This window comes from Arcobacter rhizosphaerae (genome assembly GCF_049472155.1).
Classification (GTDB): domain Bacteria; phylum Campylobacterota; class Campylobacteria; order Campylobacterales; family Arcobacteraceae; genus Arcobacter_B.
Map to the genome: position 1 here is coordinate 73,782 of NZ_JBMOVW010000006.1, position 25,619 is coordinate 99,400.

At 27.8% G+C, this 25,619-nt stretch carries 25 protein-coding genes and 1 pseudogene; 5 read left to right on the plus strand and 21 right to left on the minus strand.

What is annotated here, in order from left to right; translation table 11 throughout:
* Positions 1 to 45: 45 nt before the first annotated feature.
* From ACH5BH_RS10555 to hypB, 18 genes and pseudogenes are all read right to left on the minus strand, one after another.
* Positions 46 to 1,893, minus strand: coding sequence for a primosomal protein N' (locus ACH5BH_RS10555; RefSeq protein WP_423298315.1), 1,848 nt, complete (start codon positions 1,891 to 1,893; stop codon positions 46 to 48).
* Between the two features lies 1 nt (position 1,894).
* Positions 1,895 to 2,329, minus strand: a complete 435-nt coding sequence (locus tag ACH5BH_RS10560; RefSeq protein WP_423298316.1) for a prepilin-type N-terminal cleavage/methylation domain-containing protein — start codon at positions 2,327 to 2,329, stop codon at positions 1,895 to 1,897.
* Complete coding sequence (locus ACH5BH_RS10565; RefSeq protein ID WP_404303749.1) at positions 2,329 to 2,538, minus strand: hypothetical protein; 210 nt, start codon at positions 2,536 to 2,538, stop codon at positions 2,329 to 2,331. The genes ACH5BH_RS10560 and ACH5BH_RS10565 overlap by 1 nt, the downstream gene beginning before the upstream one ends.
* Positions 2,531 to 2,731 carry a hypothetical protein gene (locus ACH5BH_RS10570; protein WP_423298317.1) on the minus strand — a complete coding sequence of 67 codons (201 nt, stop codon included), beginning with the start codon at positions 2,729 to 2,731 and terminating at the stop codon, positions 2,531 to 2,533. Before ACH5BH_RS10570 ends, ACH5BH_RS10565 begins: the two co-directional genes overlap by 8 nt.
* A 50-nt stretch (positions 2,732 to 2,781) precedes the next feature.
* A complete protein-coding gene (locus tag ACH5BH_RS10575; RefSeq protein ID WP_404303748.1) occupies positions 2,782 to 3,195 on the minus strand; it encodes a TerB family tellurite resistance protein in 414 nt (137 codons plus the stop codon).
* Between the two features lie 124 nt (positions 3,196 to 3,319).
* Complete coding sequence (locus ACH5BH_RS10580) at positions 3,320 to 4,015, minus strand: ABC transporter ATP-binding protein (RefSeq protein WP_404303746.1); 696 nt, start codon at positions 4,013 to 4,015, stop codon at positions 3,320 to 3,322.
* Complete coding sequence (locus ACH5BH_RS10585; RefSeq protein WP_423298318.1) at positions 4,008 to 4,775, minus strand: ABC transporter ATP-binding protein; 768 nt, start codon at positions 4,773 to 4,775, stop codon at positions 4,008 to 4,010. The genes ACH5BH_RS10580 and ACH5BH_RS10585 overlap by 8 nt, the downstream gene beginning before the upstream one ends.
* On the minus strand, positions 4,772 to 5,818 hold the full coding sequence (locus tag ACH5BH_RS10590; RefSeq protein WP_423298319.1) for a branched-chain amino acid ABC transporter permease: 1,047 nt from the start codon (positions 5,816 to 5,818) through the stop codon (positions 4,772 to 4,774). Before ACH5BH_RS10590 ends, ACH5BH_RS10585 begins: the two co-directional genes overlap by 4 nt.
* 2 nt (positions 5,819 to 5,820) lie before the next feature.
* The gene (locus ACH5BH_RS10595; protein WP_423298320.1) at positions 5,821 to 6,717 is read right to left on the minus strand and encodes a branched-chain amino acid ABC transporter permease; all 897 of its coding nucleotides are present in this window, start codon (positions 6,715 to 6,717) and stop codon (positions 5,821 to 5,823) included.
* 121 nt (positions 6,718 to 6,838) lie between these two features.
* On the minus strand, positions 6,839 to 7,954 hold the full coding sequence (locus ACH5BH_RS10600) for an ABC transporter substrate-binding protein (RefSeq protein WP_404303739.1): 1,116 nt from the start codon (positions 7,952 to 7,954) through the stop codon (positions 6,839 to 6,841).
* A gap of 118 nt (positions 7,955 to 8,072) precedes the next feature.
* Complete coding sequence (locus tag ACH5BH_RS10605) at positions 8,073 to 9,977, minus strand: diguanylate cyclase (RefSeq protein ID WP_423298321.1); 1,905 nt, start codon at positions 9,975 to 9,977, stop codon at positions 8,073 to 8,075.
* A gap of 61 nt (positions 9,978 to 10,038) precedes the next feature.
* Positions 10,039 to 10,380, minus strand: coding sequence for a hydrogenase/urease nickel incorporation protein HypA (gene hypA / locus ACH5BH_RS10610; protein ID WP_423298322.1), 342 nt, complete (start codon positions 10,378 to 10,380; stop codon positions 10,039 to 10,041).
* The gene (locus ACH5BH_RS10615; RefSeq protein ID WP_423298323.1) at positions 10,381 to 12,027 is read right to left on the minus strand and encodes an enoyl-CoA hydratase-related protein; all 1,647 of its coding nucleotides are present in this window, start codon (positions 12,025 to 12,027) and stop codon (positions 10,381 to 10,383) included. It lies immediately after the preceding gene.
* Positions 12,028 to 12,036: 9 nt separating this feature from the next.
* Positions 12,037 to 13,032: a hydrogenase expression/formation protein HypE gene (gene hypE / locus ACH5BH_RS10620; protein ID WP_423298324.1), complete on the minus strand. Its 996-nt coding sequence runs from the start codon at positions 13,030 to 13,032 to the stop codon at positions 12,037 to 12,039.
* Positions 13,033 to 13,040: 8 nt separating this feature from the next.
* Positions 13,041 to 14,210 (minus strand): hypothetical protein, encoded by a 1,170-nt coding sequence (locus ACH5BH_RS10625; RefSeq protein WP_423298325.1) that lies wholly within the window; start codon positions 14,208 to 14,210, stop codon positions 13,041 to 13,043.
* A 25-nt stretch (positions 14,211 to 14,235) separates the two neighbouring features.
* Positions 14,236 to 15,384, minus strand: a complete 1,149-nt coding sequence (gene hypD / locus ACH5BH_RS10630; protein WP_423298326.1) for a hydrogenase formation protein HypD — start codon at positions 15,382 to 15,384, stop codon at positions 14,236 to 14,238.
* Positions 15,385 to 15,521: 137 nt separating this feature from the next.
* Positions 15,522 to 15,762 (minus strand): annotated as a pseudogene (locus ACH5BH_RS10635) (HypC/HybG/HupF family hydrogenase formation chaperone); the annotation flags it as partial.
* A gap of 4 nt (positions 15,763 to 15,766) precedes the next feature.
* Positions 15,767 to 16,543 carry a hydrogenase nickel incorporation protein HypB gene (hypB, locus tag ACH5BH_RS10640; RefSeq protein ID WP_423298327.1) on the minus strand — a complete coding sequence of 259 codons (777 nt, stop codon included), beginning with the start codon at positions 16,541 to 16,543 and terminating at the stop codon, positions 15,767 to 15,769.
* Positions 16,544 to 16,829: 286 nt separating this feature from the next.
* On the opposite strand from hypB, the gene ACH5BH_RS10645 reads away from it, so the two are divergent.
* Complete coding sequence (locus ACH5BH_RS10645) at positions 16,830 to 18,803, plus strand: methyl-accepting chemotaxis protein (protein ID WP_423298328.1); 1,974 nt, start codon at positions 16,830 to 16,832, stop codon at positions 18,801 to 18,803.
* 48 nt (positions 18,804 to 18,851) lie between these two features.
* Complete coding sequence (locus tag ACH5BH_RS10650; protein ID WP_423298329.1) at positions 18,852 to 19,490, plus strand: hypothetical protein; 639 nt, start codon at positions 18,852 to 18,854, stop codon at positions 19,488 to 19,490.
* Between the two features lie 4 nt (positions 19,491 to 19,494).
* Here ACH5BH_RS10650 and ACH5BH_RS10655 read toward each other — a convergent pair whose 3' ends face one another.
* Positions 19,495 to 19,890 carry a DUF2391 family protein gene (locus tag ACH5BH_RS10655; RefSeq protein WP_404303728.1) on the minus strand — a complete coding sequence of 132 codons (396 nt, stop codon included), beginning with the start codon at positions 19,888 to 19,890 and terminating at the stop codon, positions 19,495 to 19,497.
* Between the two features lie 4 nt (positions 19,891 to 19,894).
* A complete protein-coding gene (locus ACH5BH_RS10660) occupies positions 19,895 to 20,725 on the minus strand; it encodes a GGDEF domain-containing protein (RefSeq protein ID WP_423298330.1) in 831 nt (276 codons plus the stop codon).
* 227 nt (positions 20,726 to 20,952) lie between these two features.
* Here ACH5BH_RS10660 and ACH5BH_RS10665 point away from each other — a divergent pair, with 227 nt between their 5' ends.
* Positions 20,953 to 21,252, plus strand: coding sequence for a DUF3817 domain-containing protein (locus ACH5BH_RS10665; RefSeq protein WP_404303726.1), 300 nt, complete (start codon positions 20,953 to 20,955; stop codon positions 21,250 to 21,252).
* A gap of 46 nt (positions 21,253 to 21,298) precedes the next feature.
* A complete protein-coding gene (locus ACH5BH_RS10670) occupies positions 21,299 to 21,724 on the plus strand; it encodes a DUF420 domain-containing protein (protein WP_423298331.1) in 426 nt (141 codons plus the stop codon).
* A gap of 52 nt (positions 21,725 to 21,776) precedes the next feature.
* Here ACH5BH_RS10670 and ACH5BH_RS10675 read toward each other — a convergent pair whose 3' ends face one another.
* The gene (locus tag ACH5BH_RS10675) at positions 21,777 to 23,123 is read right to left on the minus strand and encodes a sodium-dependent transporter (protein ID WP_423298332.1); all 1,347 of its coding nucleotides are present in this window, start codon (positions 23,121 to 23,123) and stop codon (positions 21,777 to 21,779) included.
* Positions 23,124 to 23,371: 248 nt separating this feature from the next.
* On the opposite strand from ACH5BH_RS10675, the gene ACH5BH_RS10680 reads away from it, so the two are divergent.
* Entirely contained in the window at positions 23,372 to 25,588 is a 2,217-nt protein-coding gene (locus ACH5BH_RS10680) for a methyl-accepting chemotaxis protein (RefSeq protein ID WP_423298333.1), read from the plus strand.
* The last annotated feature ends 31 nt before the right edge of the window (positions 25,589 to 25,619 follow it).

Consider the following 25,619-nt stretch of genomic DNA (forward strand, 5'->3'; position numbering starts at 1 on the left):
AATATAAGATTAAAATAATCCTATTTACAAACAATAACTTCTTATTTAATAAATAGTATCCATATCTATAATAGCCATAGGTGAAGTAACACTATGTAAAGCTTCAAGCATAGCTTTTACATTTTTAGATCGTAAAACTATCTCATATCTATATTTATTTGCCATTTTAAAAATAGCACATTGTCCAAAACCAACTACTTGAATATTAGGGTTTGATTTTAAAATCCTTACATATTTATCAAGTTCTTCTTTTACTTTTAAACCATTGGTATGGGCAAAAATAACCTTTGAAAGTTTTAAATAAGGAGGGTATAACTCTTCTCTAAATTCTAACTCACTTTCTAAAAACTCTTTATAATTGGACTCATTTAAATAATAATCAAAAAACTCTTCATTTTTTGTTTGAATTATTACTTCCCCATCACCTTTTCTTCCACTTCTTCCAGCTATTTGAATAAGTAAAGATAGTGCTTTTTCTCTAGATTTATATGAATTCATACTTAAAACAGAATCAATTCCCAAAACAACTGCAAGTTTTACATTGTGATAATCATGACCTTTTGAAAGCATTTGAGTTCCAACTAGAATATCTATTTGCCCTTTATTAAAATCATTTAATACTGTTTTTAACTGTTTGTTTGTTTTTATCTCATCCCTATCAAATCTTTTTATACTTTTATTTGGGAAAATCTCTTTTAACTCTTCTTCTATTTGGGCTGTTCCAACTCTTAAGTTATGAATAATTCCCGTACCACAAGAGGGACAACTATCAGGAATTTGTTGAGCATAACCACAATAATGACACTTTAAAGCCAAATCATTTTTATGCAAACTCATTGACACAGAACAATAAGGACACTCAACCGATTTACCACAAGAAGTACAAATTTGATATTTAAAATTTGCCCTTGTAGGTAAAAATATAATCACTTGATTTTGAGACTCTATAGTTTGTGAGATTTTATTTAAAATCATTGGAGTTAAACATGAATCTCCATCATCAAAAATATATTTTTTAGAAGTATCATAAAATGTTTTGTCTAATCTATAATAAGGCACTTTAGCAAAAGAACTAGCTGAAACAGTTGCACTTCCTAAAATAAGTTGCATATCAAATTTTTTTGCCATATAAATAGATAAATCTTTGGTATTTAACCTTGGTTTTGAATCACTCTTGTAAGACTCATCATGCTCTTCATCTACAACTATTAAACCTAAATCTTTATAAGGTAAGAAAAGAGCAGATCTTGCTCCTGCTATTAGTTTTATCTCCCCTACTTGAAGTTTTTGTAAAATCTCATCTTTTTTCTTTCTTGTGATTTTTGAGTGCCAAATAGCAACGCTCTTATCAAAAACTTTTTCTAATCTTTTCTGCATTTGAGGTGTTAATGAAATCTCAGGCATCAACAATACAGCTTGTTTATTTTGATTTAAATGTTCTTCTATTATTTTAATATAAATTTCTGTTTTTCCAGCACCTGTATTAGCAAAAAGTAAAGCTTGTTTTTTTTCATTTAAAAAATCATAAGCATTTTGTTGTTCTTGTGATAATCTTATTTTAGAATCAAAAATCTCAAACTCACTACTTTTTTCAAACTTTTTTGAAAAAGGACTATACACACTTAAGGCTTCACCAAGTGAACAAACATAATATTGAGATACAAACTTTGCTACTTGAAGCATTTTTTCATCATAATACTCTTCGGTAAGCTCTTCAATATTTACACACTTAAAAGTTGGTTTTTCAACTTCTTTTATAACAACTGCTTCATTTAGTTTTTTTCTATTTTGTAACTTTACTAAAACTTTTGTACCAATATCTAAAGAGTCTTGACTTTGGTAAGTTAAAGGATTTAAAGGAGATTTTAAAAGTGCCAATTCGTAATAATACATTTTAATAAAGCTCCTCACAAACTTCTTTGGGTTTTATACAAGAAAAAGTAAAATCTAATAATTCAAATAATACTTCATTTTTATCATCTAAAATAAATACATATTCTTTTGAACTTTTTTTATACCAAAAGCCCTTTTGCTTTAAAGTGTTACTTGTTGAGTTTAATGGATACTGTAAAATATTTGAAAAAAGTTTTTCATTTGCATTGAGACTTAAAGCACTATCTAAAGTATCTATTTCCTCATAATTGTTTTGTAAAACTTTTTGTTTTTTTAAGTTTGTAATACCATTTTGAATAAGGGCTATATCTGCTTTTAATTTTAAAAAATTTGTATTTTGACTTATCAAATTAAATTTAGGTATTGTAAAACTTAGAATTATTGAGATTATTAAAATAACAATAATTACTTCTAAGATTGAAAAGGCTTTTTTCATTAAAACCTTGCTAATTTTTCTGAAATTTGTTCAACCTCTTTTTTGAAAGTTGAGTATTCTTGAGTTATTCGAATATATGCAGCTAACAAATCTTTTGTATTATTCTCTTTATCTAGCTCTAAATATTTCGTAAGTTGTTGTTCCATCTCTTCATCAACATTGATAGTATATGCCATGTGATTGATATAAAATGTAATCTCTTTATTCACTTTTTCGTGCCTTCGTTAATGTTAAAGTACTATCAATTCTTAGAAACATATCTTGATTATTTCGAATGAGTTCATCATTGTCATTCTTAAGAGTTTCTATCTCTTGTTTTAAAGACTGGTTTTCTAGTTTCAGTCTTTCATAATCATGTAAAATTTTATCAAGCTTAGTATTTAATGTCTCTATTATTTCCATAATGAGATTTTATCAAAAGTTTCCTACTAAGAAAGTTTAAAGAATTGTAGTTATGCCTCTTTTTTATCATTTATAAATATTTTTGCTACTTGATACAACATAGCTACTGATTTACCCCATTGAGAAAAATCATCTGCATCTTCTAAAGAAATATCAAATTTACTACAAATATTTTTTATTAATTCTTTTTCATTTATATCAAAGTTATTATCAATATGAATTAGTATCATAAGTTCTAAAAGTACTATTTTTTGGCTTTTCTTTGATTTGAAATCATTTAAAATAGTTTCTAAACAAAAACTATTTTCATCAAACATGTCGATATTATCAATACCCATTTCAGAACAATACTCTAAAATTATCTCTTCTTCTTTTTCACCAAAACTTTTATCAATTCTTGCCAAATAATGAGCAAGTTGTAAAAATGAAAATTTCTCTTTTGTTTCTAATTGCATTAACAGCATTTATGTAAATTCCTAAATAGTTTTTTAATTGTTATAAATATTATATAACTTGATAGTTAATGATAGATAAATAATAATTTATAAAATAGTAGCCGTATTTTAGCTACTATTTCTTTTTTAAAGTTTAAGCACCAAGATATTTTGCTCTAATTTCATCAGAGTCTATAAGTTCACTTCCTTTTCCTTCTAAGGCTATCTCACCGTTTTCTAATACATAAGCATAATCAGAGATTTCTAAAGCTGCAAAGGCATTTTGTTCAACTAATAAAATTGTAATACCTTCGTTTCTTAATTTTTCAATAGTTTGAAATAACTCTCCTACAATTTTTGGAGCAAGTCCAAGGGAAGGTTCATCTAGCATAAGAAGTTTTGGGCTTGACATCAAAGCTCTAGCAATTGCTAACATTTGTTGTTCCCCTCCACTCATAGTTCCAGCTAACTGACCTTTTTTTGATACAAGTCTAGGAAATAACTTAAACATGTGTTCCAATAATTCCTCATATTTATCGTCATTATTAAATGCACCCATTCTTAAGTTTTCTTCAATTGTTAAGTTTTGAAAACATCTTCTTCCCTCTGGAACAAGTGCAATATTGCTTTGTATAATCTTATGGGTTTTCATCTTTGAAATATCATTATCAACATATACAATACTTCCAGTTTTTTTAACATCATTTACAATTGATTGTAAAGTTGAAGTTTTACCAGCACCATTTGATCCAATAAGTGAAACAATTTGTCCTTCATTTACTTCAAAGTCTATACCTTTTACTGCGTTTATTAATCCATAATATACTTTTAAATCTTTTACTTTAAGCATGTTTAAAATCTCCAAGGTAAGCTTTTATAACTTCTTCATCTTTGATGGCGTCTTTAATATCACCTTCAAAAATAGTTTTCCCATAATCAAGAACCATTACCCTATCACAAAGTTTATTTACAAACTTCATATCATGTTCAATTAATAAAATTGTAACATCAAATTCATCTCTAATCTTAAAAAACAACTCAGCTAACTCATGAGTTTCTTGAGGGTTCATACCAGCTGCTGGTTCATCTAAAAGTAATAGTTGTGGAGCTGCTGCTAATGCTCTTGCTATTTCCACTTTTCTTTGCTGTCCGTAAGATAAAGATGTAGCCATTTCATCTGCAAACTCAGCAATTCCAAGTACTTCCATAATTTCAAAAGCTCTTTTTCTAATTCGTCGCTCTTCTAAGAAAAATCTAGGAAATCTAAGCATTGCTTCAAGATATGAATAAGAAGCTTGATAGTCAAAGCCAATTAAAATATTATCTAAAACAGTCATTGAATTAAATAGTCTAATATTTTGAAAAGTTCTTGCTATTCCTCTATGTACAATTTTATGTGGTTTTATACCATTTAATGTTTGACCATGAAACTTTATTAGTCCTTGTGTTGGTTCATAATTTCCTGTAATAATATTAAACATTGTAGTCTTACCAGCTCCATTTGGACCAATAAGACCATAAATCTCTTTAGAGTTTACATGAAATGAGGTATCTTTTATAGCTGTAACTCCTCCAAATTTCTTAGTTACGTTACATACTTCTAAAATCATTTATTCCCCTTTTTTCTCTTAAAAATTTTAAGATCAAATAACTCTTTTTTACCCATTAATCCTTCTCTTGCGAATAGCATTACAATTATAAGAATTAATGAGAAAACAACCATTCTCATACCTGGTGTTCCTTCTGTTTGGAAACCAAAAATATTCATAGGTTCATCCAAGAATCTCATCCATTCTAAGCCAGCCATTACAAAAATAGTTCCTAAAATTGCCCCTGTAGTTGAACCTAAACCACCTAAAATGATTATGATTAACAATTGGAACGTAAGTAAGAATGTAAATAAATCTGGACTGATAGAAGTTAAAAGGGCTGCTAGTAAACCACCACCAACACCTTCAAAAAATGCTGATGTACTAAAGGCTAAAGTTTTTGTCTTAAAAGTATTTACTCCCATTGCAGTTGCTGCATCTTCATCGTCTCTTACAGCTTTCATAGCTCTTCCATATTTTGAATAAATCACATTTAAAATAGCAACTACTGCAAAAATAGCAATTCCACCTGTCCAGTAAAGGTTTGAAAACTCTGGAATATCATTTAAACCTAATGAACCATTTGTAATTTGAGGATTATTAATAGCTAAGATTTTAATAATAAAACCAAACCCTAAAGTAACAATAGCTAAATAATCCCCTCTTACTCTAAATACAGGAAAAGATAAAGTTAAAGCTAAAAGTGCTGAAATAATTCCTGAAAAAAGTAATGCCCAAGCAAAATCAGCTTGTAATGCTAACACCCATTCAGATGGATCTTCTAAATAAAATTGATAAAGCATAGTATCTGCATCTAAAGTTAAAATAGCAGTTACGTAAGCTCCAACAGCAACAAATCCGTTTGGTTCAAGTGATAACTGACCTGTCACACCATTTATAAGATTATATGAAACAGCTAAAATTATAAAAATACAAACATTATTTATAATTCTTACTGTATAGTCGTCAAAAGTTACTTGAGCAAACCATGTAAACCAAATAGCTGTGATTATTAAACTTAAGTTTATTAGTCTTTGTTTTGTAAATATTGTATCGTTCATCATGACTAAAACCTACTCTTTTCTAAATCTTCACCCATAATTCCAGTTGGTTTAAATAAAAGTACAAGAATTAAGAAAATAAATGCAAAAGCATCTTTATAACCACCAAGTTCAGGCCAAAATGCAATTACAACAACTTCGGTGAAGCCAATAATAAAACCTCCCAATACAGCCCCTGTTACAGAACCAATTCCACCAACAACAGCAGCAGCAAAGGCTTTAAGACCGACTAATACACCCATCATAGGCTCAACTGATGGATAGTTTACTACCCAGAAAATACCTCCAACTGCTGCAAGAGCAGAACCTAAAGCAAATACAAGCGAAATAATCATATTTGCATCAATTCCCATAAGGTTTACAGTTTTAAAATCAAAAGATAAAGCACGAATAGCCATACCATATTTTGTTTTATATAATACAAATAAAATACCAACTAAAAGAACTAAAGTAACAATAGGAACCATTATAGAAGATACACTAAAAGTGATACCTGCTACATTAAAAATATTTTCCATATACTCAGGAACAGGAAAAGCTCTTGGAACTCCACCTGCAAAAACAGTAAAAGAGTTTTCTAAGAAAAAAGAAATACCAATAGCTGTAATAAGTAGTGAGATTCTTGGTGCTTCTCTTAAAGGTTTATAAGCAATTTTGTCTGTTAAAATACCAACTAAAGCAGATAGTATAACTGCTAATAATACTGCTAAAGAAAAAGGTAACTCAAAAATTGCTATAAAAGCATAACCTAAAAAGGCACCAACCATCATGATATCTCCATGGGCAAAATTAATAAGCCTTAATACCCCGTATACCATCGTATAACCAATCGCAATTAAAGCATACATAGATCCCAATGAGAATCCGTTTACCATCTGTTGCATAAATGTTAATAAATCCATTAAAACTCCTGAATTTGTAAAAAATCCATTTTTACAATAGAAAAAGCAACCCTATTTCTTTTCCTAAAGCAAAAAAAAAGCCTAGCAATATTTGCTAGACTTTTAAAAAAATGATTTTCTATTATGGGTTAACCGTCGCTTTAAAGCTAGCTTTTCCACCTTTAATCTCTTTAATAACTGCAGATCTTGTTGCATTTCCTTCTTTGTTAATAGTGATTTTTCCTGAAACTCCATCAAAGTCAGTAGTTTTCTTAATTTCATTATTTATACAAATAGAATCAGTTGGATCTTCACATCTATTCATTGCATCAATTAAAATATTATAAGTGTCTGCACCTAAAGCTGTAAATGAATTCATTTCAGCTTTTCCAGTCTCTTTTTCATGGAATTTAACAAATTTTGCTGATGTTTGTGATGGAGGATTTGTATAATCAAAGAAGTCTGTAAACATATAACCTTCTACTGACTCACCGCCTAAGTCAATAAATGTTTGGTTAGCAACTCCATCTCCACTAAACATTGGTTTACTTAATCCTAATTGTTTTGATTGTCTAGCTATCATAGAAGCTTCTGGATGATATAAAGGCATAAACATAAAATCAGGGTTGATTTTTTTGATTTGAGATACTACAGCTTTAAAGTCTTTATCTCCTGAAGTAACTTTAATAACTTTTACGATATCTCCACCATTTTTCTTAAATGCTTTTTGAAAAGCTTTAGCAAGTCCAAGTGAATAAACCTGTGCTTGATCAACTACAACTACAGCAGTTTTATAACCTTGCTTTTTTGCATAATTAGCAACTACTTCGCCTTGAAAGGAATCTGTAAAACAAACTCTATTAGCAAAAGTTCTTCTTGCAGTTAATCTATCATTTGTAGCAACAGAAGCAATTACAGGTACTTTTTTCTTATCTGCAATAGCAATTGTTTGAGCTGTATTTGTAGATGTTAATGCGCCTAAAATAGCAACTACTTTATCAGAAGAAATTAGTCTAGTAGTTGCATTTGCTGTCTCTACTTTATCACCTTTATTATCTATTAAAACAAGTTTAATAGTATCCCCATTTTTTAATGTAGGTTGTAACTTATGTGCTAACTCTACCCCTAAGTTAGTTACTTGTCCATAAGCTGCTAATGGACCTGACATTGGCATTACTGCACCTACTTTTATTTCTTTTGCCAAAGCTATACCGCTAGTTAATGCAGTGGCTAATGCTAAACTTAATACTTTTTTCATCTATACTCCTTTTGATAAAAACGATATCATAATTTTATGTAAAAGTTATGTAAGAATAGCTTATTAAAATGTATTTTTTATAGAAAAGTTATATATTTTATTTACTTTTATGCTTATTTTATACAATTATGTTTTTGCCTTTATCTTTTGCAGCATATAAAGCTTTATCAGCTCTGATAATAATATCATCAATACTATTATCACTTTCAATATAACAAGCTCTTCCTATACTAAGTGTATAATTATATTTTTCATTAAACTTACTATTTTTTATTTTCTGAGCTATTTTTTGTGCTACATTAAAAGATGAATCTAAATTAGTATTGGGAAGAAGAACCAAAAATTCATCTCCTCCATATCTTATCAATAAATCATTTTTTCTAACTGCTTGTTTAGTAGTCTCTACAAAATGCTTAATTACTTCATCACCTATATCATGACCATAAGTATCATTTATTTTCTTAAAATCATCAATATCAATTAAAAGAATAGATAAATCATTTTTTTCTCTTTTTACAATTTTTAGATAACCTTCAATAAATTCATCCAAAAATCTTCTATTATACGCTCCACTTAAAGCATCAATATTTGCTAATTTTTCATTTAGTACTCTTTTAGTCTCAGATTCAACTAACTTTTTTGTTCTTAAATTTAACTCTTTTGACATTTTATTGAAATTTTCACTTAATTTATCTATTTCAACTATTCCACATTTTTCCAATTTTGACACTTCACTTAATCTACCAATATTTCTTGTTAGGTCAATGATTTTTGATATTGGTTTATTGATAGTATTTACTAAATATTTTGCTTTAAAATATAAAAATATAAAGAATACAAAATAAAAGACTAAAATACATGCAATTATCAAATATCCTAATTTCTTATAGTCAACTTTTAAATTATTTATTTTTTCTAAAACTTTATCTTCTGATATTAAAGAGATTATATACCATGAAGTATTTTCAAGTTTTTGTGCAAATAATAGATATTTTTTATCTTCAATTAATATTTTATTATTAAAGGGTTTGGATTTTAAAATATTTTTAAAGGTATTGGCTATTTTATTATCATAATAATTAAGAAGGTTGAATTTTTCTGATTTATAAATTGTTTTTTCAATTCTTAAACTATCTTTATAATTGTAAGCAGTAACTTCACTAATATTTAATATACTTTCAATCTCTTTTTCCATTGCCACTATCTTACCACTTGAACTAAGGATAAAAGATTTACCTTGATATGGTAGTTTTATATTTAAAAAATCATTAATAAAAGTATTAATAGTTACATCTATTCCTGAAACTCCTTCTAAAATATTATTATTATAAATTGGAGCAATACTACTCATCATCCAACCTTTACCTGCTGGATCCAAATATACCTCTGTCCATATAGGCTTTCTTGAAGGATTATATTTATCAAGTGCTTTATTATAAAAATCATAATTTGTCATTTCTAAATTTTTTGGCAAAACATCATAAATATTTTCAATAAAAGGATAATATCTAGTAAAGTTTTCTACTGAATTAAAGTGTGTAGCAATTATACTGCTATCATTTTGAACTATTGACTTAAAAGTCTTATCAAAATATTCTGTTAAATATATTTTTTCTTCTACTTCTTTTGTAAGTTGTGTTTTCTTTGAAAGAATCAAAGAACTACCGCCATTATCTACCTCTTTATAAAAAACGCCATCATCTGTATATTTAAATAAGTTCTTATGATTTTTATATATAAACATATCTTTATTTTCAAAAAAGTATTTATGTTCATTTTGTAGTATTTTCGTAAGATTTTCAATTTGTGAAAACTTATTGGATAGATTTTGTATTTTTGTTTCTACTAATTCATTTGTATTAGTCTTAATATCTTTTAATAAAAAATCAATACTAATCTTAGCCATATTACTATTTACTGAAAAGTAAATAATGATTAATAGTATTTCTATCAGTAAAATTGAAGTTAAAGAAGTTTTTAAATAATTTTTATAAATTAATTTTTCTAAATATATTTTTTTCATAAGAACTCTTATATAAATGATTTTTTATATTAAGAGTATCTGTTATTAATTTAACTTTTTATTAACTCATTTCAAGGGACATTAAGTACATATCCTCTCCATCTATAACTTCAATGTCGTTTTCTTGGCATTTAGGACATAAAAATTCATTTTTTTCTAAAGTAGACTCTGTTTTACAGTTATTGCATTTTATAGTTATTTTTTGTATATTTAAAACAAATTCAGCATTATGACAAATTGTTTGTTCTTTAAACGTATCAAATGCAGTTTGTAATAAATCAGGTTCAACTCCTGATAAAACACCAATTTTTACTACTACTTTTGTAACTTCTTTTGCTTCATTTTGTCTTGCGTGTTGCTCACAAGATTCTAATAATGATTGAACAATGCTATATTCATGCATTTATATATCCTTTAATCTTTTTAGTGTATTTTTTGGTTTTACTTTATTTACAAAATTAAATCTAAGTGAATGGAAAGATGAGTCCTCACACCAAAACTCATCATACATAATACTAAGCTCTTTTTCTTTTTTTTCTTCCATCAAATCTTCATCATCAAAAAATCTATCTTTTTTCTTATCTATTAACTCTTCAAAATTATCTTCATCTTCTATAAGTTCATTGGCAAAATCTTGAAGAGATTCAAAATAATTTTCAGTTTCAAATACCTCATCAATCATGCCAATACTTTTAGCCTCACTTACACTTAGAGGTAAACACTCATTAAGTAAGCTTTGAGCTTTTTCTTGTCCTACTCTTTTTGGTAAGCTATAAGTATGATACTCACTTCCAGTTAATCCCATAGTTTTATAGTGTGGATTTAAAACAACTCCATCACATCCTACTACATAATCACAAGCAAGACCTAAGAACACTCCTCCAGCACCTGCATTTTTGCCAAAAGATGCAATAGTTATAATATCGCTTGCTTCTAAGACTGACTTAACAACATCATTAATAGCATTGATATTGCTCCAGCCATCTTCACCTTGTTTTTTACTATCTTCTAAAATATTTAGATGAATACCATTACAAAAGAAATCATCTCCACCCATAAGTACTAATACTTTGTACTCTTCTTTTAGATAATCAATAGCATATTTAAGCCTTATTGCTTGTGCTGAACTCATAGCTCCATTGTAAAAATTAAAGTATAGGTATACTACTTCCCCGTCTTCTATCATTGAAATTTCATGATAAGTTTTAGAGTTGTAATCAACTATAAGCGGAAGCCTATTTTCTTGTATACCTTTGATTTTCTCTTTTAATACATAAGTAGCTGGAAGTTTAAATGAACCAACTTCTTTGATATGAGAAATCCAAATTGAGCTATCAATAGTACCAAGACAAATGGCTCCATCTCTTTTAGCTAAAATCTCTTTGGGTTTACCTTTGAAATTCTGCTCAAAACTTGCTCCATATAAATAACACTCAACTCCTTGGATATTATCTTTTACCCCAGGGTAAGAATCAGACATATTTATCTTTTTGATTATTTGCTCTGTATTATCTTTATCCCAATCTATGATTCTTTTATCCATAGTGATTGGTTCATGAATTTCATTTAGTATTTGAGGTGTTGGGATAAAATCTTTGTTTTGATAGTTTTCTAAGAACTGCTCTAAAACTTTTAAAGTAGCTTTATTTACTTCATTTCTATATATACTTGCTTTACTTGCAATTCTCATATCAAATGAAGCTTGCGCATATATATCACCTGCATCAAGATCTTGAGCGGCCTTTAGTATTACTACACCCCAGTTTTGAGATTCATTGTTTATAGCATGATCAAGGGAGTTGTGACCTCTATCTCCAATGATTCCTGGATGTAGTATGAAACTATCATAGTTTTCAAATATCTCTTTGGGAAGATACTCTTTTAGAAAGGGAGAAAATACAATATCAGGTTTAACTCTCTCAACCTCTTCTATCATAAGTTCTTTTGAAATAGCGAACTTTACACTTACTTCGTGATTTAGTTCTCTAAGCTTACAAAAAACACTTTGAGATAAAGAGTTAAAACTTGATATTATTAAAAGTATCTTCATACAAAACTACTAACAGATTCTTGGTAATAACTCACCAGTTGGTAATTCTAAAAATCTTTTTGTTCCCCATGATGAGTGAAGAACAACTCTTTTTTCATAAGCTTGCGAAACTTCTGCGATGATTGAAGCATTTGAAGAGTTCTCGAACTGTTTTAAAACTTCTATAGCTTTATCTGCTTCATCTTTATTTACAGCTAACACAAATGTACCTTCATTTGCTAAACTCATAGCTTCAAATCCAAGTAGTTCACAAATACCTTTTACTTCATCTGAAACAGGTACTTTTTCTTCTTGAACTTCGATACATACATCTGATTGATTCGCCCATTCATTAAGAACTGCACTAACACCACCTCTTGTAGCATCTCTTAAAGCAGTGATTTTAATACCTGAATCAATAAGAGCTTTTACTTGTGGCCATAAAGAAGCACAGTCACTTTGTAAAGAGGTATTTATATCCATACCTTCACGTGCAGCGAATATTGTAGCACCGTGTGCGCCTACGTCCCTACTTACTATAATCACATCATCTTGGGACACAGCATTTGAGCTAATACCTTTTTGAGTAACTTCACCAATACCCGTAGTATTGATAAAAATCTTATCAACACTTCCTTTTGGAACTACCTTTGTATCACCACTTACAACGATAGCATCATTTTTAGCTAGCTCTTCTTTCATAGATTTTACGATTTTTTCTAAGCTTTTGATCTCAAAACCTTCTTCAATAATAACTGAACAAGTTAAGTATTTTGGTTTTGCACCCATCATGCTCAAGTCATTACAAGTACCACAAACTGCCAGCTTTCCAATATCTGCACCATTGAAAAACAAAGGACTTACTGTAAATGAATCAGTTGTAAAAGCAAGGCTACCATCTTGAATGATTGCAGCATCTTCGCTTTTATTTAAAATATCATTTTTAAATGCTCTATAAAAAACCTTTGAGATTAACTCTTGGTTTTCTGCTCCACCATTTCCGTGAGCTAAAGTAACTGTTTTCATCTTATTCCTTATTTGAACTTATCTTTTTTTATTTCAATAGCACCTTTAAATAAAGGTATTGACATATTGAATTTAAAGCTTTTTAAAAAAGTCTTTTTATCAATCTCTTTTTTATCAAAATTAATTGACTTTAAACTTTCTAATAGTATTGTATTATCTTGTGTAATTATCTTTGAATCTACACCTGATTCAACTAAAATTCTTTTTGACTCATTAATAATGTTATCCTTAAGAATTAACTTATTTGTTTGCTCTTGTAAACTTACGTCTTTTAACATCAATTGCGATTCTAAATGCTTACATTGTCCACTCAATTTCATAAGAGAAGTTTGTAGTCCCATAGTTTCTTTATATAATAATTCATTTGAAATTACTGGTGCACAAAGATAGGCTTTTAATGCTTCAGATATTTTCTCTAAAGCTTCATCTCTATTTTTAGGTTCAACGGAAAGAATAGTCTCTTTATCAACTTTTTGAATATTAACATTACTTTCTATGCATAAATCATTTAGAAACTCTTCAAAATAAAGCAAATAAGGTTTTAAAATCGATTGATACTCTTCTGGTAATTCAAATATCGCTTCAAGACTATTCTCTTTTGTATTAAATGAATTTGAATACAAATTTAAAATAAGGTTTTTTGCAGATTCAAAGACTTCATTTAAAGCTCCATTTTCAAATTCATAATAAAACTCTAAATAACCTGTTTCACCATCACTATGCTTTGAATAAATATTTATATTTTCTTCAGATTTTAAAAGTTTTTCAAACTCTTCAGATTTTAATATTGGATTATCTTTACCTTTATAATCAAATAAATTAATTTTAAACCAAAATTCAAAAAAAACTTTATTATTCTTTTTATTTACTGATGCTAAGTAAAGATTTTCATTAATATATGAAGCATCATTGTTATCATAATAATGAATTTCAGCAAAATTAAATTTAATACCATTTATTAGATCAGTAAAAAACAAATGATTAATTTCAGAAAATCCACAATAAGTTAAAATACTTTCATCATCAGCATCAGTATTACTATTAGTTCTCTTATAATATTCTCTTCCAATTAATTCATTTTCTAAATATAAAACGTAATTGTCATTCTGTTCAATCAATTTAAATTTATTAGAAATATTTATACCATTAATTTTTTCAATAGTTTTTATAGTATCCATTATATTAGTCCAAATATTATACTTTTTATTTTAAGAGATTACCATATTTATAGTAAGCGGCACAAGCACCCTCAGAACTAACCATACATGAACCAATAGGTTTAGTAGGTTTACATGCAGTTCCAAATACTGTACAATCAGGTGGATTTGCAATCCCTCTTAAAATATCACCACAAATACATAGTTTATGGTCTTCTATTTCTTGCATTGGTAATACATCTTTGTAGATTACCTTTGCATTGTATTTTGAATACTCATCTTTTAGTTCTAATCCACTTGAAGGGATATTTCCTAATCCTCTCCATTTGAACATCACTTTATTAAAGTATTTTTCCATCATATCTTGTGCTCTTTGATTACCATCATAAGAAACAAGTCTTTTATACTCGATTTCAAGTTCACATCTATCTTCGATAAATTGCTTTAAAATCATAGAGATTGACTGCATTACATCTACTGGCTCAAACCCTGCAACTACTACTGGTCTTTCATAATCCCTTGGAAATTGCTCATAGATTTTTGAACCACTAATTACAGATACATGAGAAGGGCCTAAGAAAGCATCGATTCTATTGTTGTATGAATCTACATGCTCGTCTCTACTATCTATTAGCTCTTTCATCACTTCTGGAACTGTTACGTGATTGATATGGAAAAACAGATTTTCAATATCTTGTTTTACTACAGCTTCTAAAAGTGAACATGTCATAGGAGTAGTTGTCTCAAACCCAATAGCAAAGAAGATAATCTTTTTACTTGGATTCTCTTTGGCTATTTTGATACAGTCCATAGGTGAGTAAACAAATCTTACATCTGCACCTTTACTTCTTGCATCTTGTAAACTTCCCTTACTTCCTGGAACTTTAATCATATCACCTAAAGTAACTAAGATTACGTCTTCTTGAAGTGAAAGAATATATGCACTATCGATTCTCTCTTTTGGCATAATACACACAGGACAGCCTGGTCCATGAATGAAGTTGATATTATCAGGTAGAAGTTGAGGAATACCATACTTCATAATAGTATGTGTGTGTCCACCACATACTTCCATGATATTTATAGTCTTTCCTAACTTTTTAGCATCTTCATTTATGATTTTTTGATAAGCTTTAATAACATCTGGGTCTCTAAAACCATCATATAAATCTTTTAATTCTAATTCTTTTTCCATACTATTACCCTATCGGTTTGGACAATTTTCAGACTCAGCAATAATCTTACCTATCTTGCCGTCTTGCGGTGTTTGCTTCGCATCCACATCGCAATCGGCGTGCGGAGCTAAAGAAGACAAACTATTGTCTTCTCTTTGACGCTCCTCCTCTTCCATTTTGTCTATAATTTCTCGATAAATTTTCAATGACTCTAAAGCATCCTCTTCATCAATCTTATTCATAGCAAAGCCAATGTGTAACAATACATAATCACCAACTTTTACTTCTTGGTCAATTAAGTCTAAAGAAGCAGACCTCTCAACACCCATAGTATCAACTACACAAGTGTTCATCTCTTCATTGATGCTTTTAATTTTTGAAGGAATTGATAAACACATAGCCTTATCTCAACTTTCTTTTAAATTCAATCCAATCAATTACTCTTTGAAGTGATTCTTTGTCATTGATATTTACTTCTAAAATATCTACATTTGGTTTTAATTTTCTAGCTTCCGCTTTTTCTTTTTCCACATCATATTGGAAGTGAGGTAAAAGGTCAGTTTTTGTAATAAGAATTAAATCAGCTGCTCTAAACATAACTGGATATTTAGCAATTTTATCTTCACCCTCTGGTACTGAAACTAATACAATATTTAAGTGAGTTCCCACATCATAAGATGCCGGACATACTAAGTTCCCTACATTTTCAACAAAACATACATCTAAGTCTTCTAAAGGCATATCATGTAAACCTTTATGAACCATAAATGCATCCAAGTGACATGCACTACCTGTTTGAATTTGAGTAGCTTTAATACCTTTAGCTTTTAATCTATCTGCATCTCTGTTTGTCTCTAAGTCACCTTCAACAACACCATATTTAAAGTCAACCATATCAGCTAAGTTCTCAAGTAAAGTTGTTTTTCCACTTCCAGGACTACTCATAAGATTGATACCTAAAACACCTTGCTTATCAAAATGTGCTCTATTGTGAGCAGCTTCGTGATCGTTTTTGTCTAATATTTTTTTGATAACTGAAATAGTTTTAGTATCATTTAACTGTGGGTTATGATGTAAAGTATCATGTGCAGCTTGGTGAGAAGCTGAATCTCCATGGGAGTGGTCATGGTCATGATGATGGTGGTGGTCTGTAATACTACATCCGCAATCTGTACACATATTTTATTCCTTTTTTGTGAATAGTTATTCATTTTTATTAGTTTATCTCATATTTCATAAATTTAATCTAATTTTATTTGTCTCTTGTGTATTTTTTGGAAAAAATTATTAATTAAAAATATAATTCTAAAGAATAATAAGGAAAAGTTATACGTTACGATTGTGATTTTACTGCATTATATATCTATATAACACAAAATATAACACAAACATGGTTACCTTAATTTATTCTTTAATAATTTTAAGCAATAATTTATATTCGTTTTATTAAATAAGGGAGGTACCAATGCTAAAAAACATTAGTACAAAAGTAAAACTATTAATACTACCTATCACATTTATAGGAATTGTAATAGTTTCAAGTTTAGTTTTCAGCTACTTTAATAGTATGGCTGAAAAGAGGATTCACGTAGCAGTAGAAACAGATGTTTTTATTCAACAAGTTCTAAAAGGTAGAATTTCAGTTTATCAATTTTTAAGAGCTCCAGGGGAAAAGACTGCAAATAAAGTTAGAAATGATTTTAAAAACTTAAATAATCAAGTCACAAAATTAAAACCTTTACTTGATGATGAAAAAAATTTAAAATTAGCTAACAGTATTCTTTCTTTATCAGATGAATATATCAAAAATTTTGATAAATTTGCCTCTGATAAAATAACTGATTTTAAAAATGGTAAAAAAGAAGATAGTCCTAAAGTCTTAAATGTTATAAAACAAATGGTTCAAAAAGGATTAGAACTTGAAAAAGAGTTAGCATCAATAAATGAAAATGCTATAAAACACAAAGATGAAGCACAAGCTACCATGAGTAATGTACTTATTGCTATTGCAGTTTTATCTATTTTATTATTCTTAACATTTAGTCTTTTATTATCTAATCAATTATTAGGTTCAATTAAAAACTTCCAAAATGGTCTTTTAAGCTTTTTCCAATATGTAAATAAAGAAAGTGATCAAGTAGAAATGTTAGACGATTCTGCAAAAGATGAGTTTGGAGCGATGGCAAAAGTTGTAAATAAAAATATTCAACAAGCAAAAGATACTATAGATGCAGATAATAAATTCTTAGATGAAATAAATGATATTGTTCATGTTATAAAAGATGGATTCTTAAATAAAAGATTAGATCATGCAACAAAAACTGCAAGTTTAGAAAACTTAAGAGAGCAAATAAATGAAATGCTTTATAGCTTACAACTTAGAGTTTGTACAAATATAAATGATATTTCTTTTGCACTAGAAAGATATGCTGCTCTTGATTTTACGCATAGAATTCATGGCTGTAATAGTGGTGTTACTGTGGGACTAAATAATCTAGCTGATATTATAAATGATATGTTAGTAGAAAACAAGTCAAATGGTTTAACACTAGGAGATAGTAGTAATATTTTACTTAATAATGTTGATACTTTAAATAAAAATTCAAATGAAGCAGCTGCATCACTAGAACAAACAGCAGCAGCAATTGAAGAGATTTCTAGCAATATATCAAATAATACTCAAAATGTAGTTGAAATGTCTAAATTAGCTTCAAGTGTAACAAGTTCTGTTTCACAAGGACAAGCATTAGCAAATAAAACTACAGATGCTATGACAGAAATAGATAATGAAGTAAATGCAATTAATGACGCTATTACAGTAATTGATCAAATTGCCTTCCAAACAAACATCCTTTCACTAAATGCAGCGGTAGAAGCTGCTACTGCTGGTGAAGCAGGAAAAGGTTTTGCAGTTGTTGCACAAGAAGTTAGAAATCTTGCAGCAAGAAGTGCTGAAGCTGCAAAAGAGATTAAAGAATTAGTTGAAACAGCTACAATTAAAGCCGATGAAGGTAAAAAGATTTCTGATGAAATGATTAGTGGATATGAGCAGTTAAATACTAATATTAACAAAACTATTGACTTAATCAAAAATGTTGAAGCTTCTAGTAAAGAACAACTCTCAGGTATTGAGCAAATTAATGATGCCGTGAACTCTTTAGATAGACAAACACAAGAAAATGCAATGATTGCAAATCAAACTTATAAAGTTGCAGTGCAAACTGATAATATTGCTAAATTAGTTGTTGAAAATGCAAATGCAAAAGAATTTATCGGAAAAGATGAAGTAAAAGCAAAAACTCTTGATTCAAAAACAGAACAACAAAATGCAACATATAATATAAAACTTCCAAAAAAAGAAAATAAAACTTCTAAAATTGAAAATCAAAAATTTGAAGATAATTCTTCAAAAGATGATGATGAATGGACAAGTTTTTAAGCTTGTCTTATAATCTATAACTTTGATAAAAAGTGCTAAAATGTTTTTATGAGATGTAAAAACTGTAACAATAGTACTTTTTATCATATTGAAAACAATTACATAAAATGCAAAAATTGCAAGAAAAAATACTCTCTTAAAAAACTCAAAAAAGACACAAAAATTATTGAATATTTTTGTAATAACATAAATGCAAATGAAGCAGCAAAACTTTTACATATTAATTATAGAACTGCTAAAAATAGATATGATCAACTAAGATATAAACTATCAAAATATTTAGAAGATGAATACAACAAAACAGCAAAAGATTATAGTAATTATGAAGAGTATTATTATTTTAATACAAAACAAAGACAAAAAAAAATCAAATCTTTATTTGAAGCTGTTAATATTATTGGTTTTTATTCAGAAGATAAGGTATATACACTTCTAATGCCTCAAATACCAAGTAGAACAAAAGAAGAGAGTGAATATTTTCAAGAGTATTTATCTTGGCATAAAATTTATTCTAAAGAATCCTATAAAAAAACAAACCTTAAAAAGTTTTGGCTTTTTTTAGAAGAAAACCTTAAAAAATATAAAGGCTTTAATCAAGAACACTTTTTTTACTATTTAAAAGAGTGTGAGTTTAAATTTAATTATTCGAAAAAAGAACAAATTACTATACTTAATAAAATTTATTAAATCTTTATTCTTTATCAAAACTATCTACAATAATAGCTCCCATAGAAGCAGGCATAGTAATTACTATTAATCTTTTTATTGCTATTATAGGCTCTGTTAAAAGAGGTAACTTATCAATAGAAATTAAAACCAAAGCTACAACTAATGCTGAAATAATATATGCAATAATAATTCTTAAAATAAAAACAAATATACGATGAACTACTCTTCCTTGAAAGACACTTTCATAAGCAAATAAAGCTAGAAAACTAACAGATAATAAAAATACTAAAGTCAAATTTGTAAAAGGAAGACTCTCACTAATTCTCCAAGCTTCTTCTGAAAAAGATATTGGTACAGCAAAAGCAAATGATCCTACTGCTATTTGTCCTATGTCTTTCATATCTATATTTAAATTCATTTTATTAAACCCTTACTTGATTTTTTCCACTATTCTTTGCTTTATAAAGTAATTCATCTGCTTTTTTTATAATATCTTCTTCATTTTGTTTATCATGAATATTTTCATTAGAACTTATTCCAATACTAATCGTTATCTTCATCTCATCTTTATATTCTTCGAAAATAGCTAATCTTATTTTTTCTGCAATTTGAAAGGTATCATCTTTATTTGTATCAGGGAAAATCACGCATAACTCTTCTCCTCCATATCTAAAAGCAATATCCATTTTTCTAATATTTTTCTTTATAAGAGATGAAATTTTTGATAATACCTCATCTCCTTTTTGATGACCATAGGTATCATTTATATTTTTAAAATCATCTATATCAATCATTATAAAAGAAAATATAGACTTTTTTCTTTTTGCTTTTTCAAAAATCTTTTTAATAAAAACATTTAAAACATCTCTTTTATAAAGTCCTGTAAGTTCATCAATTGTTGCTATTTTAGAAATAGAATCAAACTCATCTTCAAGGATGATTCTCATATCCTCAGAAACACTTTTTATGTTTTCTATATAATCAACACTTGCTACGTTTATTCCTACTTTTCTATTTAGTTTTTTTTCTAAACTTTTCATGTGAGAAACAAGTTTTTTCCAAGTATCCTTTGCTTCTTTTTCATCAAGTTTTTTATGAATTAAAACAGATATAATTTTTGAATAAGGATTTTTTATTTCACTAATAAAATTTTTTAGATTTTTTTCATTATAAGCTAATTTATTAATTTTACTTGAATCTAAATTTTCTAACCTCTCATTTTTTATAATCGTTTCTATCTGCTCTTCACTCATATATTTTTTATCCTAGTTTATTTTTAAATATCTTTTTACATTATACTTATATAAGATTAATTAAAAAAGTATGTATGCACCACATCAGCTAAAATATATAAAACTAATAGGGAAAAGATAATCTTATTTGTATTCATAAATCCTCTTTTTATAATTCTATTGTAAGTATATTAACTTACTGTAAATAAAACTTTCATATAATCTATTTTTTATTACAAAGGATAAAAATGTTAAAAAATTCATATTCTAGATTTAGAATTATTTCTTTTTTGGAAGGTCTTTCTTATTTGATATTAGTTTTTATTGCAATGCCAATAAAGTATATAGGAGAAAATCCTTACCCTGTTAAGATAGCAGGTATGGGTCATGGTGTGTTATTTATACTTTTCTGTGTTTTTTTATTTGAAGCATTAAAAAAATGCAATTGGGATAAAGGTATAGCTTTTCAATATTTTGTATATTCATTAGTTCCCTTTGGATTTATTTTAATAGACAAATCATTAAAAAATCAAGCACAAGATAACTAGAGTGTTTTTCGCAGCAGGCTTTTTAGGAACGAAAGCTTTTTTATTTATGGATATAGTGACAATCTTTTTTGCACTACTTCCTTTTTTACTAGCATATAGTATTAAACTAGCAGTTGATAAAAAATATAAACTTCACTTTATATCTCAAACTATAATTTTAGTTGTAACTTTGATTATGGTTTTAATATTTGAAATTGGAGTTAGAATATCAGGTGGTTTTATAGAGTATGCAGAAAATAGTGGTGTCTCTTATGATTTCTTACTTATATTTTTAATTGTACATATTGTTATTGCTATTTTTGCTATTGCTGGTTGGTTGTATTTATATATAAGTTCTTTTAAACTATTTAAAAAAAGTGGCTTTAAAGAGCTTTCAAATACAGCTCATAAGAAAATAGGAAAAGCTATTTTTGCTTCACTAACTCTTACTTCTATTATGGGAGTGAGTATTTATATATTTTTATTTATATAAAAAAAGGGCTAGATAAAATATCTAGCCCTTTTTTGTTTATAGTTATAAAATACTAGAATTTAAAAATTCCTGTTTCATTTAAAATTACAACAATTAATGCAATTGGAATAATATATCTAACCATAAAGAACCAAACTTTTGTTAAGAAGCTTCCCATTAAAGGAACTAGTTCATTTTCAACTGCTTCTTTATCCATAAAGTGTCCGATGAATACTACTACTAAAATTCCACCAATTGGAACTAAAATAGTTGAACAAACGAAGTCTAACCAGTCAAATAAACCTTTTTCTCCTACCATTAACATAGGTGAATAATCTGAAATATTTGATAATAATGCTGCAATACCTAAGATATAAAAGAATACACTACAAATTATAGCAGCTTTAATTCTTGACATACCAAATCTATTTATGAAGTATGATACTGTTGGTTCTAACATTGAAATAGCTGATGTGATACCAGCAAAAGCAATAGCAATAAAGAATAATAATGCTAAAGTTGAACCAATTGAACCGAATTCATAGAATACTGATGGTAATGAAATAAATACTAAACCTGCACCTTTTGTAGACTCTGCTCCTTTATCAAATAATAAAGTAAAGATGATAAGACCTGCAACAATTGCTACCATTGTATCAATAATTGAAATTAAAATAGATGACTTAACAATATTTGCTTCCTTTGGAAGAGATGCCGCATAAGTAATAATAATACCCATACCTAATGATAATGTATAAAATGCTTGCCCAATAGCTACAATAATAGCTTCTGAAGTAAGTTTCGAGAAATCAGGATCAAACATAAAATGAACAGCTTTAGAGAAACTCTCAACATTTATAGAATAAACAAATAATATTGCTAAAATTAGTGCTAATAAAGGCATTAGAATTTTATTTATTTTTTCAATACCATCTTTGATACCTTTTAAAATAATTGCAGTAACTAAAACAAATACAACAGTATGATACATAAGTTGTGTTTGTACATCACTTGTTAATAATCCCATAAAAATATCTTTTGATTGTTCAACTGTTGAAGGTAATCCTTGTAAAGATATAGCTATATAATGGAAAATCCATCCAATTACTACAGAGTAATAAGATAAAATTATTAATGGCACAATTACCATAAAGCCAGCCCATTTCCAAAGCTTTTTGTTTCTAACTGCTAAATTTTCAAACATTGAAACAGCATCACTTCTTCCTAGCTTACCAATAAGTAACTCTGAAATTAATACAAATACTCCAATAAATAAAGCTGTAATTAAATAAACTAATACAAAGGCTCCACCTCCATATTCACCTGTAACATACGGGAATTTCCATACATTTCCTAAACCAACTGCTGAACCTACAGCAGCTAAAATAAATCCAAACCTTGTAAATCTTGATGAATTCATAGTTCTCCTTAATTTAAAAACAAAAGATTTTATCTAAAATTAAGTTAAACTATTATGTAACAATTACATAATTATTTCAAAATTAATTCTTATTTTCTATAATATATAAATTTAATAGTAACTTTATGATTCGATAATAATTGGTGAATACATATTCATAAATATAACCTCACTTATAACGTAAAAAGCAAAAACTGTAATGTTTTTTTTATTAGAATGAAGTAATTTTAAAAAAGGAGCATACAAAAATGAATAATTTTACAATCAAATCTAAACTGATTATTTCATTTTCAATTATCAGTATACTTATAGTTTTGCTGGGACTATATAGTGTATTTGGTATATACAAATCAGCAGAAGGCTTTTCTAATTATAGACAGATGTCTAGAAATACTGTTTTAGCAAGTAGAGTTCAGTCAAATATGTTGATGGTAAGAATGAATGTTAAAGATTTTTTAAATACTTCATCAAATAAAGATATTGAAGAGTTTGAACATTTTTATAACAAAACCAAAAAATTAGCAGATGAGGCTTTAAATAAAATTTATGAGCCAAAAAGAAAAACTTTGATAAAAGAGTTATCAAAAGATTTATCTAATTATAAAAAAAAGTTTTTAGTTGTAACAGAATATGTACAAATTAAAAATAATGTTGTTGCCACTAATTTAGATATAAATGGTAAAAAAGTTGAAACTCTTTTAACAAATCTTATGAATAGTACTGAAAAAGATGACGAGTTAAAAACTTCCCTTGCTACTGCAAAAAGTATAAGAAACTTACTTTTAGCTAGACTTTATACTTCTAACTTTTTAATTTCAAATAAAAAAGAAGATTATCTAACAGCAAGAAAAGCCTTTAAAAACTTAAATAAAGACTTAAATAAGATTCAAAAACAACTTCAAACACCTCAAAGAAAAAAACTTTTAAAAGAAGCTATTTTATTAATAGATACATATTCAAATGGTTTAACACAAATTATTGCTTTAATTAATGAAAGAAATAAAGTAGTTAAAGAACTTGATATTATTGGTCCAAATATTGCTAAAATAGCAAATGATATAAAACACTCAATTAAAAAAGATCAAGATGTTGTTGGGTCAAGTGTTTCAAAAACAAATAACAATTTAGAAATAGCTGTTGAACTTATTTCACTTATAGTAGTATTAATAATTCTTGCACTTGGTATTTATATACCAAGAGATATAAACTATCAAATTAGTCAGTTCCAAGAAGGCTTACTAAACTTCTTTAAATACTTAAATAGAGAAACTAATACAGTTGAGCAGTTATCAAATACAACAAATACAGAAATAGGAATAATGTCAAAAGTTGTAAATGAAAATATTCAAAAAGCTAAAAAAGGCATCGAAGAAGATAGAGCTATTATAGATGAGACTATTACAGTTTTAGGTGAATTTGAAAAAGGTGACTTATGTCAAAGAATCACAACAGAAGTAAACAATCCTGCATTAAATGAACTTAAAAATGTTCTTAATAATATGGGTTCACACTTAGAGCATAATATTGAAAATATTTTAGATGTACTTGAAGAGTTTTCAAACTACAACTATTTAAATAAAGTAAATACAAAGGGAATAAAAGAGCATTTAGAAAGATTAGCTAATGGAGTTAATAGTTTAGGTGATTCTATTACTACTATGTTAATTGAAAATAAATCAAATGGTTTAACACTAAATAGTAGTTCAGATGTACTACTTAAAAATGTAGATACTTTAAATATAAGTTCAAATGAAGCAGCAGCATCACTTGAACAAACAGCAGCAGCACTTGAAGAAATCACAAGTAATATATCTTTAACAACACAAAAAATTACTAGAATGAATGATTTAACATCAAGTGTTACACAATCAGCAAATAAAGGTGAAAACTTAGCACTTAAAACAACTACTGCTATGGATGATATAAACACACAAGTTGATTCAATCAATGAAGCAATAACAGTAATCGATCAAATAGCATTCCAAACAAATATTTTATCACTAAACGCAGCGGTAGAAGCAGCAACAGCTGGTGAAGCTGGAAAAGGTTTTGCTGTTGTTGCACAAGAAGTAAGAAATTTAGCTTCAAGAAGTGCTGAGGCTGCAAAAGAGATTAAAGATTTAGTAGAAAAAGCCACATTAAAAGCAAATGAAGGTAAAACTATTGCTCATGATATGCAAGAAGGTTATGTTCAATTAAAATCTAATATAAATGAAACAATTGAACTTATAAGTGATGTATCTAATGCTTCAAATGAACAACAAACAGGAATAGTTCAAATAAACGATGCTATAAACTCTTTAGATGCACAAACTCAAAAAAATGCAAACATAGCAACTGAAACTCAAAAAATAGCTACAAATACTTCTACTATAGCAAATACTATTGTACAAAATGCAAATGAGAAAGAGTTTCAAGGAAAAGATGAAGTAAAAGAAAAAAAAGAAATTTGGGAAGATTTTTAAATCCTAAACTTTTTATATAATAAAAGAGGTT

Coding starts and splice junctions, on each gene's coding strand:
- hypB (WP_423298327.1), bottom strand. CDS start 16,543: ATGTGTACAGATTGCGGATGTAGTATTACAGACCACCACCATCATCAT.
- ACH5BH_RS10585 (WP_423298318.1), bottom strand. CDS start 4,775: ATGATTTTAGAAGTATGTAACGTAACTAAGAAATTTGGAGGAGTTACA.
- hypE (WP_423298324.1), bottom strand. CDS start 13,032: ATGAAAACAGTTACTTTAGCTCACGGAAATGGTGGAGCAGAAAACCAA.
- ACH5BH_RS10580 (WP_404303746.1), bottom strand. CDS start 4,015: ATGCTTAAAGTAAAAGATTTAAAAGTATATTATGGATTAATAAACGCA.
- ACH5BH_RS10645 (WP_423298328.1), top strand. CDS start 16,830: ATGCTAAAAAACATTAGTACAAAAGTAAAACTATTAATACTACCTATC.
- ACH5BH_RS10600 (WP_404303739.1), bottom strand. CDS start 7,954: ATGAAAAAAGTATTAAGTTTAGCATTAGCCACTGCATTAACTAGCGGT.
- hypD (WP_423298326.1), bottom strand. CDS start 15,384: ATGGAAAAAGAATTAGAATTAAAAGATTTATATGATGGTTTTAGAGAC.
- ACH5BH_RS10650 (WP_423298329.1), top strand. CDS start 18,852: ATGAGATGTAAAAACTGTAACAATAGTACTTTTTATCATATTGAAAAC.
- ACH5BH_RS10570 (WP_423298317.1), bottom strand. CDS start 2,731: ATGGAAATAATAGAGACATTAAATACTAAGCTTGATAAAATTTTACAT.
- ACH5BH_RS10660 (WP_423298330.1), bottom strand. CDS start 20,725: ATGAGTGAAGAGCAGATAGAAACGATTATAAAAAATGAGAGGTTAGAA.
- ACH5BH_RS10605 (WP_423298321.1), bottom strand. CDS start 9,977: ATGAAAAAAATATATTTAGAAAAATTAATTTATAAAAATTATTTAAAA.
- ACH5BH_RS10665 (WP_404303726.1), top strand. CDS start 20,953: ATGTTAAAAAATTCATATTCTAGATTTAGAATTATTTCTTTTTTGGAA.
- ACH5BH_RS10625 (WP_423298325.1), bottom strand. CDS start 14,210: ATGGATACTATAAAAACTATTGAAAAAATTAATGGTATAAATATTTCT.
- hypA (WP_423298322.1), bottom strand. CDS start 10,380: ATGCATGAATATAGCATTGTTCAATCATTATTAGAATCTTGTGAGCAA.
- ACH5BH_RS10560 (WP_423298316.1), bottom strand. CDS start 2,329: ATGAAAAAAGCCTTTTCAATCTTAGAAGTAATTATTGTTATTTTAATA.
- ACH5BH_RS10590 (WP_423298319.1), bottom strand. CDS start 5,818: ATGATGAACGATACAATATTTACAAAACAAAGACTAATAAACTTAAGT.
- ACH5BH_RS10675 (WP_423298332.1), bottom strand. CDS start 23,123: ATGAATTCATCAAGATTTACAAGGTTTGGATTTATTTTAGCTGCTGTA.
- ACH5BH_RS10595 (WP_423298320.1), bottom strand. CDS start 6,717: ATGGATTTATTAACATTTATGCAACAGATGGTAAACGGATTCTCATTG.
- ACH5BH_RS10555 (WP_423298315.1), bottom strand. CDS start 1,893: ATGTATTATTACGAATTGGCACTTTTAAAATCTCCTTTAAATCCTTTA.
- ACH5BH_RS10670 (WP_423298331.1), top strand. CDS start 21,299: ATGGATATAGTGACAATCTTTTTTGCACTACTTCCTTTTTTACTAGCA.
- ACH5BH_RS10615 (WP_423298323.1), bottom strand. CDS start 12,027: ATGAAGATACTTTTAATAATATCAAGTTTTAACTCTTTATCTCAAAGT.
- ACH5BH_RS10680 (WP_423298333.1), top strand. CDS start 23,372: ATGAATAATTTTACAATCAAATCTAAACTGATTATTTCATTTTCAATT.
- ACH5BH_RS10575 (WP_404303748.1), bottom strand. CDS start 3,195: ATGCTGTTAATGCAATTAGAAACAAAAGAGAAATTTTCATTTTTACAA.
- ACH5BH_RS10655 (WP_404303728.1), bottom strand. CDS start 19,890: ATGAATTTAAATATAGATATGAAAGACATAGGACAAATAGCAGTAGGA.